The organism is Enterobacter sp. BIDMC 27 (assembly GCF_000534415.1).
Lineage (GTDB): Bacteria > Pseudomonadota > Gammaproteobacteria > Enterobacterales > Enterobacteriaceae > Enterobacter > Enterobacter hormaechei_C.
In genome coordinates this window covers 1,727,129-1,741,677 of record NZ_KI973178.1, presented here as the reverse complement: position 1 = coordinate 1,741,677, position 14,549 = coordinate 1,727,129, and the positions used below count along the sequence as shown (strand labels likewise).

The 14,549-nt window shown below is 53.9% G+C and carries 13 protein-coding genes; 4 read left to right on the top strand and 9 right to left on the bottom strand.

Features of this window, described 5'->3' with window-relative positions:
- Nucleotides 1-2: 2 nt before the first annotated feature.
- The 7 genes from cdsA to rpsB all read right to left on the bottom strand — a co-directional run bounded on the left by cdsA (nt 3) and on the right by rpsB (nt 6,403).
- Entirely contained in the window at nt 3-860 is an 858-nt protein-coding gene (cdsA, locus tag L463_RS14345; protein ID WP_003856175.1) for a phosphatidate cytidylyltransferase, read from the bottom strand.
- A 12-nt stretch (nt 861-872) separates the two neighbouring features.
- Nucleotides 873-1,631, bottom strand: a complete 759-nt coding sequence (gene ispU / locus L463_RS14350; RefSeq protein WP_032104202.1) for a (2E,6E)-farnesyl-diphosphate-specific ditrans,polycis-undecaprenyl-diphosphate synthase — start codon at nt 1,629-1,631, stop codon at nt 873-875.
- A gap of 185 nt (nt 1,632-1,816) precedes the next feature.
- The gene (ispC, locus tag L463_RS14355; RefSeq protein ID WP_015572723.1) at nt 1,817-3,016 is read right to left on the bottom strand and encodes a 1-deoxy-D-xylulose-5-phosphate reductoisomerase; all 1,200 of its coding nucleotides are present in this window, start codon (nt 3,014-3,016) and stop codon (nt 1,817-1,819) included.
- 92 nt (nt 3,017-3,108) lie between these two features.
- Nucleotides 3,109-3,666, bottom strand: a complete 558-nt coding sequence (gene frr, locus L463_RS14360; protein WP_017383739.1) for a ribosome recycling factor — start codon at nt 3,664-3,666, stop codon at nt 3,109-3,111.
- Nucleotides 3,667-3,833: 167 nt separating this feature from the next.
- Nucleotides 3,834-4,559: a UMP kinase gene (gene pyrH, locus L463_RS14365; RefSeq protein ID WP_002889306.1), complete on the bottom strand. Its 726-nt coding sequence runs from the start codon at nt 4,557-4,559 to the stop codon at nt 3,834-3,836.
- Nucleotides 4,560-4,708: 149 nt separating this feature from the next.
- A complete protein-coding gene (gene tsf / locus L463_RS14370) occupies nt 4,709-5,560 on the bottom strand; it encodes a translation elongation factor Ts (protein ID WP_015572722.1) in 852 nt (283 codons plus the stop codon).
- A gap of 117 nt (nt 5,561-5,677) precedes the next feature.
- Nucleotides 5,678-6,403, bottom strand: a complete 726-nt coding sequence (gene rpsB, locus L463_RS14375; protein WP_003856207.1) for a 30S ribosomal protein S2 — start codon at nt 6,401-6,403, stop codon at nt 5,678-5,680.
- Nucleotides 6,404-6,724: 321 nt separating this feature from the next.
- Between rpsB and map the strand changes: the two genes are divergently transcribed.
- From map to L463_RS14395, 4 genes are all read left to right on the top strand, one after another.
- Nucleotides 6,725-7,519, top strand: a complete 795-nt coding sequence (map, locus tag L463_RS14380; RefSeq protein ID WP_015572721.1) for a type I methionyl aminopeptidase — start codon at nt 6,725-6,727, stop codon at nt 7,517-7,519.
- 62 nt (nt 7,520-7,581) lie between these two features.
- The gene (glnD, locus tag L463_RS14385; protein ID WP_003856210.1) at nt 7,582-10,257 is read left to right on the top strand and encodes a bifunctional uridylyltransferase/uridylyl-removing protein GlnD; all 2,676 of its coding nucleotides are present in this window, start codon (nt 7,582-7,584) and stop codon (nt 10,255-10,257) included.
- Nucleotides 10,258-10,289: 32 nt separating this feature from the next.
- Entirely contained in the window at nt 10,290-11,114 is an 825-nt protein-coding gene (gene dapD, locus L463_RS14390; protein WP_003856214.1) for a 2,3,4,5-tetrahydropyridine-2,6-dicarboxylate N-succinyltransferase, read from the top strand.
- A gap of 111 nt (nt 11,115-11,225) precedes the next feature.
- On the top strand, nt 11,226-11,615 hold the full coding sequence (locus L463_RS14395; RefSeq protein ID WP_015572719.1) for a DUF3461 family protein: 390 nt from the start codon (nt 11,226-11,228) through the stop codon (nt 11,613-11,615).
- 89 nt (nt 11,616-11,704) lie between these two features.
- Here L463_RS14395 and L463_RS14400 read toward each other — a convergent pair whose 3' ends face one another.
- Together L463_RS14400 and degP are read right to left on the bottom strand one after the other, a co-directional pair.
- Nucleotides 11,705-12,862: a CdaR family transcriptional regulator gene (locus L463_RS14400; RefSeq protein ID WP_003856217.1), complete on the bottom strand. Its 1,158-nt coding sequence runs from the start codon at nt 12,860-12,862 to the stop codon at nt 11,705-11,707.
- Nucleotides 12,863-13,008: 146 nt separating this feature from the next.
- Nucleotides 13,009-14,442, bottom strand: coding sequence for a serine endoprotease DegP (degP, locus tag L463_RS14405; RefSeq protein ID WP_015572718.1), 1,434 nt, complete (start codon nt 14,440-14,442; stop codon nt 13,009-13,011).
- Nucleotides 14,443-14,549: the final 107 nt, after the last annotated feature.

Below are 14,549 nucleotides of genomic sequence, written 5' to 3'. Positions count from 1 at the left end.
CGTTATATCGTCCCAAACACCAGTAAAAGCAGGCAAGCAAATACGGGAACAGCCGCGGTAAGGCTGTCAATGCGATCCAGTATTCCGCCATGTCCTGGAATCAGGTGACCACTGTCCTTAATCCCTGCTTCACGCTTAAACATACTCTCGGTTAAATCACCCAGCACCGATGCCAGCGCCGCGAAAATCGAACATACCAGCAGCGTCGAGGGGGCAACCTCAAGATTCGCCCAGACGCCATAGCCCCAGGAGATAATCGCTGCCGTAAACAGGCCGCCGATGAAGCCTTGCCAGGTTTTGCCCGGAGAAACCTTTGGCGCCAGTTTATGTTTGCCGAACAGTTTACCAAACATATAGGCCCCGGAGTCAGCCCCCCAGACGAGAATCATCACATAAAGCAGCCATATCGCGCCGCTGTAGTGGTTTTCGTCATAGTGCCAGGCGCGCAACGCAACCATCCCCCAGAAAAACGGAACAATCGTGAGCAGACCAAAAATAAGGCGCAACACTTTAGAGTTACGCCAGATCGCCGCAGAGCCCGGATAGAAAAGCACTAAAACAAGCGCAGCAATCCACCAGGCCAGCGATATCCATAAGGATCCGGCAACCAGCGGCTGGTGAACATCATGATGATATTCAGGCAAGGTATACAGCATCAGGGCCAGTAAAAAACCACAGAGTACCGCCAGCCATACCCGCTGAGTGCGCGAGGTAAAGCCGCTAAGCTGCCCCCATTCCCACGCGGCGAGCATACACACCACCAGCGTAACAATAGCGAATCCCACCGGAGGCAGTAAAAACAGCGCTGCGATGACGACGGGTATTAATACAAAAGCGGAAATCAGGCGATACTTCAGCAAAAGCTACCCCCATCAGGCGTTATCGCCACCAGGCTCGGTGCCGCCGAAACGACGCTCTCGATTGGCAAAGGCATTCAGCGCACCTTCAAAGTCTTGTTCATCAAAATCTGGCCAAAGAACATCCGTAAAGTAAAGTTCGGCGTAGGCAATTTGCCACAGCAAAAAGTTACTTATGCGATGTTCCCCCCCTGTCCTTATAACCAAATCCACGGGTGCCAGTTCATTCATGCAGATTTGCTGACTCAGCGCCTCTTCATCAATCTGGTCGGGTCTTAACAGCCCTTCCTGAACCTGCTCAGCCAAATGCCGAACCCCCTGGATAATATCCCAGCGTCCGCCGTAATTCGCCGCGATATTGAGCGTCAGGCCGGTATTATTTTCCGTCAGCGCTTCTGCTTTGCGAATCCGTTCCTGCAAACGTGAGTTAAAACGACTGGTTTCGCCAATAATACGCAAGCGGACGTTGTGGCGGTGCAGGCTTTTTACTTCGCTATCGAGCGCCCACACGAACAGTTCCATCAACGCAGTCACTTCCTGCGCAGGTCGATTCCAGTTCTCACTGCTAAAAGCATAGAGCGTTAACGCATCAATGCCGTTATTGGCGGCAAAAGAGACGGCGCGGCGAACAGATTTCGCCCCAGCTTTATGCCCAAAGGCTCGTATCTTCCCTTGTCTTTTCGCCCAGCGGCCATTGCCATCCATGATGATTGCAACATGGCGACAGCCATGTGCTGGCAAGTTTTCGCTTATTGGTTGATTCGCAGACAACATAACGCGTTTTTAGTCCCTGAAAGGATTTAACGGTACACAGGAATACTGAAGCCTATACATAAAAAAGCCGTGTCAAACCACGGCTTACCTGACCACTTAAAGCCAAATACCTGCGATCAGGTGGCGCAGACTATATCACTGAAGCCCAACGCTAACAAATAGCACGACGACTAGTGCTTGCTTTATCACCAGCTTGCGAGACGTGTCACCTGTTTACGCGCAACAATGCGTGCCTGTTCATCCACGGCCAGCACCTCTTCCACGCTCTGCGGCTCACGCAAATCCATTATCTCCAGCACGGATAAATTCAACGCGGCGATGTCAGTAAAGCGGATCTGCTGATTCAGGAATGCTTCAACGGTCACTTCATTGGCTGCATTAAGCGCCGTTGTCGCCGCCTGCCCCTGATCGAAGGCCGTCATCGCCAGTTTCAGACAGGGATAACGGTCATAATCAGGCTCGCTAAACGTCAGTGAACTCAGCTTACAAAAATCGAGAGGCTTAACGCCCGATTTTACGCGGTTTGGCCACGCCATCGTATGAGCAATAGGCGTACGCATATCCGGTTCGCCCAGCTGGGCCAGCACGCTGCCGTCCTGATAGCGCACCATCGAGTGAATCACCGACTGCGGGTGGATCAGCACTTCCATCTGTTTCGCCGACGCATTGAACAGCCAGCGAGCTTCAATGTATTCCAGACCTTTGTTCATCATGGTGGCCGAATCGACGGAGATCTTACGCCCCATTGACCAGTTCGGATGACGACACGCCTGATCCGGCGTCATTGCGCTCAATTCAGACAGTGGCGTTTCACGGAACGGGCCACCAGACCCGGTAAGCAGAATCGACACAACGCCATTCTGCTCCAGGTCAGCGTACCCCAGGTTTTGTTGAAAAGGTTGAGGCAAACTCTGAAAAATCGCGTTGTGTTCGCTATCGACCGGCAAAAGACGCGCCCCACGCTGTTTTACCGCCTCCATAAAGAGGCGTCCGCAGGTGACCAGCGACTCTTTGTTCGCAAGCAGGACATCTTTACCCGCATCAATAGCGGCAAGCGTCGGCAGAAGACCCGCCGCCCCGACGATTGCCGCCATGACCTGATCAACTTCATCAAGCGCGGCCATATCGCACGCCGCCTGTTGCCCGCTGAGTACCTCGGTACGGCAGCCCTTCTCCTGCAACAGCGCTTTCACCTGGCGGGCGCTCTCTTCGTCATCCATCACCGCAAAACGGGGGGTAAACTCCAGGCACTGTTCGACCATTCGCTGCACGTTTTTTCCGGCCACAAGCGCGGCCACGGTGTAGCTGTCAGGATTATGACGTACAACGTCGAGAGTGCTGCAACCGATAGAGCCGGTCGAGCCGAGGAGAGTGAGATGCTTCATGAGATGCCCAAAAGTTAGACCAGATAAAAGCAAAACGCCGCCAGCAAGACTCAATGTCCTTCTGAACGGCGTTTATCAGTGTACAGCGAAAATCAGAACTGCATCAGTTCCGCTTCTTTTTCTGCCAGCGCCGCATCAATTTTCTTGATGGCCGCGTCGGTCATTTTCTGAATGTCGTCCTGAGAACGACGATCGTCGTCTTCGCTGATCTCTTTTTCTTTCAGCAGGGCTTTCACTTTATCGTTCGCATCGCGACGCACGTTACGTACGGAAACACGACCCTGCTCAGCTTCACCACGAACTACTTTGATCAGGTCTTTACGACGCTCTTCCGTCAGCGGAGGCAGTGGAACGCGAATATCCGCGCCGGCTGAGCTTGGGTTCAGACCCAGGTCGGATGCCATGATCGCTTTTTCAACGGCCGGGCTCATTGAGCGGTCGAACACGTTGATTTTCAGGGTACGGGTATCTTCTACCGTCACGCTCGCCAGCTGACGCAGAGGCGTTGGCGTACCGTAATATTCTACGATGATGCCATCCAGCAGGCTTGGGGAAGCACGGCCAGTACGGATTTTGCTGATTTGGTTTTTGAACGCTTCTACGCATTTTTCCATGCGTACTTCAGCATCTTTTCTGATGTCGTTAATCACGTTACGGATCCTTGAAAACTTGTCTCAGGCAGACTATCCGCCAGCACAGCGCTACAGGTGTGCTAAGTATAGTCGCGTTTAATTCATGACAACGCCAAAGGCGCGCCCGGGTAAGATACCACGTCGAAATAAAGCGGAATCTTACCTGTATTTATCGCCGACGGAAATTATTCCGTGATCAAAGTGCCTTCTTTTTCGCCCATAACAACGCGACGCAGCGCGCCAGGCTTGTTCATGTTGAAGACACGGATCGGTAGTTTGTGGTCACGAGCCAGCGTAAAGGCGGCAAGATCCATCACTTTCAGCTCTTTTTCCAGCACTTCGCTGTAGGTCAGCTGATCGTACATGGTCGCTGAAGGATCTTTTGCCGGGTCGGCAGTAAACACGCCATCTACTTTGGTCGCTTTCAGCACCACATCGGCTTCGATTTCGATACCGCGCAAGCAGGCTGCGGAATCGGTGGTAAAGAACGGGTTACCCGTACCGGCGGAGAGGATCACCACGCGGTTGTTGCGCAGCAGGCTGATGGCCTCTGCCCAGCTGTAGTTATCGCATACGCCATTCAAAGGAATAGCGGACATCAGGCGAGCGTTCACATAGGCGCGATGAAGCGCATCACGCATCGCCAGGCCATTCATCACGGTTGCCAGCATACCCATGTGGTCGCCCACTACGCGGTTCATCCCCGCTTTCGCCAGACCAGCACCACGGAAAAGGTTGCCACCGCCAATGACCACGCCAACCTGAATACCCAGTTCGACCAGTTCTTTGATTTCCTGTGCCATGCGATCAAGGATGCTTGCGTCAATACCGAAGCCTTCCGATCCTTGCAGCGCTTCGCCACTCAGCTTAAGCAGAATGCGTTTGTACACGGGTTTTGCATTGGTAGCCATGTTTCTTTCCTGAGACTGTCAACGATTAAGATGGGGTTAATTCTGGCGACATGATATGTCGCAAATCAGCACAGCGATACTGGAGCCTGTCTGATTTCGTGAGACGGGTGACAAAAAGAAGCCGCCCTCAGGCGGCTCCTTTTCAATCATTAAGACTGCTTGGACATTGCAGCAACTTCTGCTGCGAAGTCAGTCTCAACTTTCTCGATGCCTTCGCCCACTTCGAAGCGGATGAAGCCAGTTACATCAGCGTTGTGCTCTTTCAGCAGCTGAGCAACAGACTTGCTTGGATCCATTACGAAAGGCTGGCCAGTCAGAGAAACTTCGCCGGTGAATTTCTTCATGCGGCCTTCAACCATTTTCTCTGCGATTTCTTTTGGCTTACCAGACTGCATCGCGATGTCCAGCTGAACCTGGTACTCTTTCTCTACCACTTCAGCAGACACGTCTTCTGGCTTAACGAATTCTGGTTTGCTTGCAGCGATGTGCATTGCCAGCTGTTTAACCAGCTCTTCGTCAGCGCCTTTAGCCGCAACCAGAACACCGATACGCGCGCCGTGCTGGTAAGAGCCCAGAACATCGCCTTCCAGGGAAGAAACGCGACGGATGTTGATGTTCTCACCGATTTTAGCAACCAGCGCTACACGCTCTTCTTCGAACTGTGCTTTCAGAACTTCAACGTCAGTGATTTTGCCTGCAACCGCTGCGTCCAGAACTTTGTTAGCAAATGCCTGGAAACCAGCATCTTTAGCAACGAAGTCAGTCTGGCAGTTAACTTCCAGAATGATGCCGTAGTTGCCGTCGATTTTGGTGATGATCACGCCGTCAGCAGCAACGTTGCCTGCTTTCTTAGCTGCTTTGATCGCACCGGATTTACGCATGTTTTCGATTGCCAGCTCGATGTCGCCGTTCGCTTCGGTCAGCGCTTTTTTGCAATCCATCATGCCTGCGCCAGTACGCTCACGCAGCTCTTTTACCAGGGATGCGGTAATTTCAGCCATTCTTAAATCCTCGGGAGATGTGAACTGCCCGGCCGGGAGCCAAACAGTATAAATTGAAAAAAGGGGCCGATAATGGGCCCCTATTCATACACGGTACTAATAAGGGGTAAAACCTTATTATTCAGCTTCTACGAAGCTTTCTTCCGCCTGAGAAGCCAGATCCTGGGAACGGCCTTCACGAACGGTAGCAGCTACAGCGCTCAGGTACAGGCTAACAGCACGGATTGCGTCGTCGTTACCCGGGATAACGAAGTCAACACCGTCCGGATCGGAGTTGGTATCAACGATAGCGAATACCGGGATACCCAGGTTGTTAGCTTCTTTGATTGCGATGTGCTCGTGGTCTGCATCGATTACGAACAGCGCGTCTGGCAGGCCGCCCATATCTTTGATACCGCCCAGGCTGTTTTCCAGCTTGTCCAGTTCACGAGTACGCATCAGCGCTTCTTTCTTAGTCAGCTTATCGAAAGTACCGTCCTGAGACTGGGTTTCCAGATCTTTCAGGCGCTTGATGGACTGACGAACAGTTTTCCAGTTGGTCAGCATGCCGCCCAACCAGCGATGGTTCACGAAGAACTGGTCGCAGCTGTTAGCAGCATCTTTCACAGCTTCGCTTGCAGCGCGCTTAGTACCAACGAACAGAATCTTACCTTTACGGGAAGAGATCTTGTTCAGCTCAGCCAGGGCTTCGTTGAACATTGGTACAGTCTTCTCAAGGTTGATGATGTGAACTTTGTTACGTGCGCCGAAGATGAAAGGCTTCATTTTCGGGTTCCAGTAACGGGTCTGGTGACCGAAGTGAACACCAGCCTTGAGCATGTCGCGCATGGAAACAGTTGCCATGTTTAAAACCTCTATATTGAAAGTTGGGGTTATGCCTCCACGTATCCCATATTACCGACCCCGAAGGGCACCCCGGAATATGTGCCGATACGTGTGTGTTGTTACACAAAGTGAGATTTGTCGCTCCCGTCCAGCCTGTGTATCTGAGATGGATCGGAAGTCCGGCGCGCTTTATATCACAAAACACGGCCAGAAACCAATAATTGTTGGCGGAGTGTGCTGTTAATGATTCTCAATTTGGCACGGGGTGCGCCTGACTGATACCATTGACAACACTTACACTAGTATTGTCGAAAAAATCGACACCGATGGACAGATTACATGGCTATCTCTATTAAGACACCTGAAGAAATTGAAAAGATGCGCGTCGCCGGTCGTCTGGCCGCGGACGTGCTGGAAATGATCGAGCCGTTTGTGAAACCGGGCGTCAGCACTGGCGAACTGGATCGCATCTGTAACGACTATATCGTCAACGAGCAGCACGCGGTCTCCGCCTGCCTTGGCTATCACGGTTTCCCGAAATCCGTCTGCATCTCTATTAATGAAGTGGTTTGCCACGGCATTCCGGATGACGAGAAGCTGCTGAAAGATGGCGACATCGTCAACATCGACGTGACCGTGATTAAAGACGAGTACCACGGCGACACTTCTAAGATGTTCATCGTTGGCAAGCCAACGATTCTGGGCGAGCGTCTGTGCAAAGTGACGCAAGAGAGCCTCTACCTGGCGCTGAAAATGGTGAAGCCGGGCATCCGCCTGCGCACCATCGGCGCCGCAATCCAGAAATTTGTGGAAGCGGAAGGTTTCTCCGTGGTGCGCGAATATTGCGGTCACGGTATTGGTCGTGTGTTCCATGAAGAACCGCAGGTTCTGCACTACGATGCAGACGACGGCGGCGTAGTGCTGCAAAAGGGCATGACCTTCACTATCGAACCAATGGTCAACGCGGGTGATTACCGCATCCGTACCATGAAAGATGGCTGGACGGTAAAAACCAAAGACAGAAGCTTGTCTGCCCAGTACGAGCATACTATTGTGGTTACAGACAACGGCTGCGAAATTATGACGTTGCGCAAGGATGACACCATCCCGGCGATACTGACGAACATTGAGTGATAAGAAGCCGGCGAATGCCGGCTTTTTTAATGGCGATAGCTTTTTCTTATGGGTGGCGCACGATGAGTAATCTCTTACCCGAACAGTATGCTAACACAGCACTTCCCACCCTCCCCGACCAGCCTGATAACCCGGGCGTCTGGCCACCGCATGAGCTGACCTGCGCGCATATCAAAGCCCACATGGAAGTTTTCCATCGCTGGCTGGGTAGCGCATTTGACGCAGGCGTTTCGGCCGAGCAGCTCATTGAAGCGCGCACCGAATTTATCGACCAGCTCCTGCAACGTCTGTGGATCGACTACGGTTTCGGCCAGGTGAGCGACGTCGCGCTGGTTGCGGTCGGCGGCTATGGCCGGGGTGAACTGCATCCGCTCTCTGATATCGACCTGCTGATCTTAAGCCGTAAAAAACTGCCGGACGATCGGGCGCAGAAAATCGGTGAACTGTTGACCCTGCTTTGGGACGTAAAGCTGGAAGTGGGCCACAGCGTACGCACGCTGGAAGAGTGTCTGCTGGAAGGGTTATCTGACCTGACCGTCGCCACCAACCTGATTGAAACCCGCCTGCTGATTGGCGACGTTGCGCTGTTCCTCGAACTGCAAAAGCACATCTTTAGCGACGGCTTCTGGCCTTCGGAAAAATTCTTCGCCGCGAAAGTCGAAGAACAAAACCAGCGCCACCAGCGTTATCACGGTACCAGCTATAATCTCGAACCGGATATTAAAAGCAGCCCCGGTGGCCTGCGCGATATCCACACGCTGCAATGGGTCGCCCGTCGACATTTTGGAGCAACATCACTGGACGAAATGGTCGGGTTTGGTTTTCTGACCGAAGCCGAACGTAACGAACTCAATGAGTGTCTGCATCTGCTGTGGCGCATCCGTTTTGCCCTGCACCTGGAAGTCACCCGCTACGATAACCGCCTGCTGTTTGACCGACAGCTCAGCGTGGCGCAGCGCCTGAATTACCAGGGCGAGGGCAACGAGCCGGTCGAGCAAATGATGAAGGATTTCTTCCGCGTCACCCGCCGCGTCTCTGAGCTAAACCAGATGCTGTTACAGCTGTTCGATGAGGCGATCCTCGCGCTGACGGCAGACGAAAAACCGCGTCCGATTGATGACGAATTTCAGCTGCGCGGCACGCTTATCGATCTGCGCGACGAAACGTTGTTCATTCGCGAACCGGAAGCGATCCTGCGAATGTTCTACACCATGGTGCGCAACAGCACGATCACCGGGATCTACTCCACCACCCTGCGTCATCTACGCCATGCACGACGCCATCTGAAGCAGCCGCTGTGTTACATCCCGGAGGCGCGCTCGCTGTTCCTGAGCATGCTTCGTCATCCGGGCGCCGTCAGCCGCGGTCTGCTGCCGATGCACCGTCACAGCGTATTGTGGGCCTATATGCCCCAGTGGTCGCATATTGTCGGGCAGATGCAGTTCGACCTGTTTCACGCCTATACGGTAGATGAGCACACAATCCGCGTCATGCTGAAGCTGGAAAGCTTCGCTAAAGAAGAGACGCGATCCCGCCATCCGCTGTGCGTTGATTTGTGGCCACGTCTGGCGCACCCGGAGCTGATCCTGATCGCCGCCCTGTTCCATGATATCGCCAAAGGTCGCGGCGGCGACCACTCCGTACTCGGTGCGCAGGACGTGCTGAAATTTGCCGAGCTGCACGGCCTGAACTCGCGTGAAACGCAGCTTATCGCCTGGCTGGTTCGCCATCATCTGCTGATGTCAGTTACTGCTCAGCGTCGTGATATTCAGGATCCGGAAGTGATCAAGCAGTTCGCCGAGGAAGTGCAAACGGAGAACCGCCTGCGCTACCTGGTCTGCCTGACGGTAGCCGATATCTGCGCCACCAACGAAACCCTGTGGAACAGCTGGAAGCAGAGCCTGCTGCGCGAACTCTACTTCGCCACCGAAAAACAGCTGCGTCGCGGGATGCAGAACACCCCCGACATGCGCGAGCGTGTGCGCCACCATCAGTTGCAGGCGCTGGCCCTGCTGCGCATGGATAACATCAACGAAGAGGCGCTGCATCAGATTTGGGCGCGCTGTCGCGCCAACTACTTTGTGCGCCACAGCCCAAACCAGCTTGCCTGGCACGCCCGGCATCTGCTGAAGCACGACCTGACAAAACCGATGATTCTGCTCAGCCCGCAGGCCACGCGCGGCGGGACAGAGATCTTTATCTGGAGTCCGGACCGGCCTTATTTGTTTGCAGCGGTCTGTGCCGAGCTGGACAGGCGTAACCTGAGCGTGCACGACGCGCAGATTTTTACCACCCGCGACGGCATGGCGATGGACACCTTTATTGTGCTGGAGCCGGACGGCAGCCCGCTGTCGTCGGACAGGCATGAGGGGATACGCTTTGGCCTCGAGCAGGCGATTACGCAGCGCAGCTGGCAACCTCCGCAGCCGCGTCGTCAGGCGGCAAAACTGCGCCACTTTACCGTCGATACCGAGGTCAATTTCCTGCCGACCCATACCGACCGTAAATCGTTCCTTGAGCTGATTGCGCTCGACCAGCCAGGGCTGCTAGCCCGCGTCGGTCAGGTTTTTGCCGATCTGGGAATTTCGCTTCACGGCGCCCGAATTACAACCATTGGCGAACGAGTAGAAGATTTATTTATAATCGCGACGGCCGACCGGCGTGCCCTTAATAATGACCTGCAACTTGAAGTGCAACAACGGTTGACAGCAGCCCTCAATCCAAACGATAAAGGGTGACGTGTTTTTTAGTGAAATGGAAAGAGTAAACAATGCAGCAGTTACAGAACGTTATTGAGTCCGCTTTTGAGCGTCGCGCCGACATCACTCCGGCAAATGTGGATACCGTGACCCGTGAAGCGGTAAACCAGGTTATTTCCCTGCTGGATTCCGGCGCGCTGCGCGTGGCAGAAAAAATCGACGGTCAGTGGGTTACTCATCAATGGCTGAAGAAAGCTGTGCTGCTCTCTTTCCGTATCAACGATAACCAGGTTATCGACGGAGCAGAAAGCCGCTACTTCGATAAAGTGCCAATGAAATTTGCGGATTACGACGAAGCGCGCTTCCAGAAAGAGGGCTTCCGCGTAGTACCACCGGCGGCCGTTCGTCAGGGTGCCTTCATCGCACGCAACACCGTGCTGATGCCATCCTACGTGAACATCGGCGCCTACGTTGACGAAGGCACCATGGTGGACACCTGGGCTACCGTCGGCTCCTGCGCGCAGATCGGTAAAAACGTTCACCTGTCCGGCGGTGTGGGCATCGGTGGCGTTCTGGAGCCACTTCAGGCTAACCCAACCATCATCGAAGACAACTGCTTCATCGGCGCACGTTCCGAAGTGGTTGAAGGCGTGATCGTCGAAGAAGGTTCTGTGATCTCCATGGGCGTTTATATTGGCCAGAGCACCCGTATTTACGATCGCGAAACCGGTGAAATTCACTACGGCCGCGTTCCAGCCGGTTCCGTTGTGGTTTCCGGCAACCTGCCGTCTAAAGATGGCAAATACAGCCTGTATTGCGCGGTCATCGTGAAAAAAGTGGACGCGAAAACGCGCGGTAAAGTGGGCATCAATGAACTGCTGCGCACCATCGATTAATCGGGTATAACAAAAAGCGGGGGCAACCCCGCTTTTTTTATATCCGAAGGTGGCGAAAATAGATTTTTTCGTTAATTATTCATAGGTTATGTTGAGATCAAGGGTACCGCTATGTACGATAATCTGAAAAGTCTGGGCATTACCAATCCTGATGAAATTGATCGTTATAGTCTCCGCCAGGAAGCCAATAACGATATTTTGAAAATCTATTTTCACAAGGACAAAGGAGAGTTCTTCGCCAAAAGCGTGAAGTTTAAATACCCTCGCCAGCGTAAGACCGTTGTCGCTGACGGTATCGGTCAGGGATATAAAGAAGTACAGGAAATCAGCCCTAACCTGCGCTACGTGATCGACGAACTCGATCAAATCTGCCAGCGCGATCGCAGCGAAGTCGATCTGAAACGTAAGATCCTTGACGACCTGCGTCACCTGGAAAGCGTAGTCACCAATAAGATCAGCGAGATTGAAGCGGATCTTGAGAAATTGACACGTAACAAATGAGCCGTTTTATTGCCCGGTGGCGCTTCGCTTACCGGGCCTACGAACACATGTAGGCCGGGTAAGGCGAAGCCGCCACCCGGCAAACAGCATCATCTCTGTTCATCCAGCTGCAACGCCACATACAGCAGTAGCCGGTCGTCAAAATTCCCTAAATCCAGCCCCGTCAGTTCCGAGATCCGGTTAAGCCTATACTCCAGCGTATTACGGTGAATAAACAGCGCTTTTGACGTTGCCAGCGGCTGCACGTTATGCCGGAACCACGCCTGCAACGTGCGGCGCAGCAGCCCGTTGTTGTCCATTGCTTTCAGACGCACCAGCGGACGCGCCAGCTCGTTGGCCTGCCAGCCGCCGCGCAGGCTGTCGAGCAGGACCGGCAGCATCAGATCCTGATAGAAATAACTGCGGCTCTCCGGCATGCGCTGTTTACCCACCATCATGGTGGTGCGCGCCGTTCGCCATGAACGAGCGATGCTTCCCGGCCCGGTAAAGTAATTTCCCAGCGCGACGCGAAAACGGAGCTGTCCGTTCTCCTTCATGCGCTCGATTAGCAGCTCAACGCGGCGACGATGATCTTCCGCGTCCCAGCGACCAAACTGATTAAGCGCAGGCTTGAGCACCACCATTTCCGTCAAAGAGACAATCGCCACCAGGTTGTTACGCTCCGGCGTCGCCAGCATGTTTTGCAGCTGCTGTAGCTCCACCATGGCGCTGTCCACACCAAGCTGGCCGCTATCCACCTCAATAACGGCGACCACGCGCGGCTGATTCAGGTCGATACCCAGACGCTGCGCCCATTCGCTCAGGGCAGGCGTGTGCTCCTCAGCCTGAATCAAATTCATCACCAGCTCTTCACGCAGGCGGCTGTCCTGGGCGAGCAGGTGCATCAGACGCGACTGCTCCAGCATCATCTCCGCCGTCATGCAGACCAGCTCACCGTATTTACGCAGCGATTCAGGGTCGCCGGTCAGACCGATAACGCCAACAATCTCTCCTTCCAGACGCAGCGGCAGGTTGATCCCCTGACGGACCCCGTGCAGATGTTTCGCCACGGCGTCATCGATGTCGACCACGCGCCCCTGAGAGAGCACCAGCAACGCCCCTTCGTGCAATTCCCCAATACGCTCACGATCGCCGCTGCCGATAATGCGCCCGCGGGCATCCATTACGTTGATATTGGTATCAATGATGCGCATGGTTCGCGCCACGATATCCTGCGCCATTTTGGTATCAAGATGCCAGCCAGCCATATAACCCTCCCGTGAGCAGAGCTCAAGCATAGGGAAGTTCAGCTAAGGCTGCATTGTGCAGATGCCCAGAGGCAGAGAGAGATGTATGGAGTTGTGGGAAAGGTCACAGAAAAGAGAAAGCCCCTGCGAACAGGGGCTTAAGAAGATTACTGCATCAGGAGATAAATAGAGGTATCACCACGCTGAATATTCAGTGCCAGCACAGAAGGCTTGCTGTCGAGAATTTTGCGCAGTTCAGCGATGTTTTTCACCGGCTGCTGGTTAGCGCCCATGATCACATCACCTTTTTTCAGGCCGATACGGGCAGCAGGTGAGTTCGCTTTCACGTTGTTCACCACCACGCCTTTATCTGCCCCTTTGTTGCTCATTTCAGCACCTTCAATACCGCTGAAGATGGTGCTGGAATCCACCTGATTCTGACTGCTCTGTTGCAGTTCCAGGCTCACGTTAACCGGCTTACCTTCACGCAGCAGGCCGAGGGTCACTTTACTGCCGATTGGCATAGAACCCACTTCCGCACGCAGGGCGGCAAAGCTGCTGATCGGCTTACCGTTCAGAGAGGTGATCACGTCACCCGCTTTAATGCCGGCTTTCGCCGCCGAAGAGTTCGGCATGACCTGGCTTACGAATGCGCCGCGCTGAGCGTCCACTTTCATCGCTTTCGCCAGCTCGGAGTTCAGTTCGGTACCCATGATCCCCAGCTCACCGCGTTTCACCTGTCCATATTGCACCATCTGCGCAGTCAGGTTTTTCACCATGTTGCTCGGGATAGCAAAGCCGATACCGATGTTGCCACCGTCCGGTGCCAGGATAGCGGTGTTGATACCGATCAGCTCACCGTTCAGGTTAACCAGCGCACCGCCGGAGTTACCACGGTTAATGGCCGCATCCGTCTGAATGAAGTTTTCATAGTTTTCCGCATTCAGGCCGCTACGTCCCAGCGCAGAGACGATACCCGAGGTCACGGTTTCGCCCAGACCAAATGGGTTACCGATGGCGACGGTGTAGTCACCCACGCGCAGCGCGTCAGAGTCGGCAAGCTTAATCGCCGTCAGGTTCTTCGGATCCTGGATTTGAATCAGCGCGATATCGGAGCGCGGGTCTTTACCAACCACTTTGGCATCGAATTTACGGCCATCGCTCATCTGCACCTTAATGGTGTTAGCATTATCTACCACGTGGTTATTGGTCACCACGTAGCCTTTCGCTGCATCAATAATAACGCCCGAGCCGAGTGCCATGAATTTCTGCTGCTGGCCGCCGCCCTGACCGTCATCCCCTGCGCCGCCGCCCTGACAGAACGGAGAACTCTGGAATGGCGAACCGTCCTGGCAGAATGGCGAATTGTCGCCGAAGAACTGCTGGAAATTACGCGGCATACGCGGCGTATTGACGGTCGTGCTGCCCTCAACGTTAATACTCACCACCGATGGCATCACTTTTTCGAGCATCGGGGCCAGGCTTGGCATCTGCTGCGCAGTCGCTGCCGAGGAAGCTGTCTCGGCCGCCATCGCCAGAGGGGACAGCGCTAAACCTAAACTCAGAGCCAGTGCACTCATTGCTAATGTGGTTTTTTTCATGTTTCTCAATCTCGATTTACCAGATAACGCAAAATTGCTGTGTAACTCAGATTCGTTTTATACCGCTTAGTTCCGGGATTAAGTTTATGGAAAAAGTAAAAATTTAT

Coding starts and splice junctions, on each gene's coding strand:
- ispU (WP_032104202.1), bottom strand. CDS start 1,631: ATGTTGTCTGCGAATCAACCAATAAGCGAAAACTTGCCAGCACATGGC.
- ispC (WP_015572723.1), bottom strand. CDS start 3,016: ATGAAGCATCTCACTCTCCTCGGCTCGACCGGCTCTATCGGTTGCAGC.
- pyrH (WP_002889306.1), bottom strand. CDS start 4,559: ATGGCTACCAATGCAAAACCCGTGTACAAACGCATTCTGCTTAAGCTG.
- tsf (WP_015572722.1), bottom strand. CDS start 5,560: ATGGCTGAAATTACCGCATCCCTGGTAAAAGAGCTGCGTGAGCGTACT.
- rpsB (WP_003856207.1), bottom strand. CDS start 6,403: ATGGCAACTGTTTCCATGCGCGACATGCTCAAGGCTGGTGTTCACTTC.
- map (WP_015572721.1), top strand. CDS start 6,725: ATGGCTATCTCTATTAAGACACCTGAAGAAATTGAAAAGATGCGCGTC.
- glnD (WP_003856210.1), top strand. CDS start 7,582: ATGAGTAATCTCTTACCCGAACAGTATGCTAACACAGCACTTCCCACC.
- dapD (WP_003856214.1), top strand. CDS start 10,290: ATGCAGCAGTTACAGAACGTTATTGAGTCCGCTTTTGAGCGTCGCGCC.
- L463_RS14395 (WP_015572719.1), top strand. CDS start 11,226: ATGTACGATAATCTGAAAAGTCTGGGCATTACCAATCCTGATGAAATT.
- L463_RS14400 (WP_003856217.1), bottom strand. CDS start 12,862: ATGGCTGGCTGGCATCTTGATACCAAAATGGCGCAGGATATCGTGGCG.
- degP (WP_015572718.1), bottom strand. CDS start 14,442: ATGAAAAAAACCACATTAGCAATGAGTGCACTGGCTCTGAGTTTAGGT.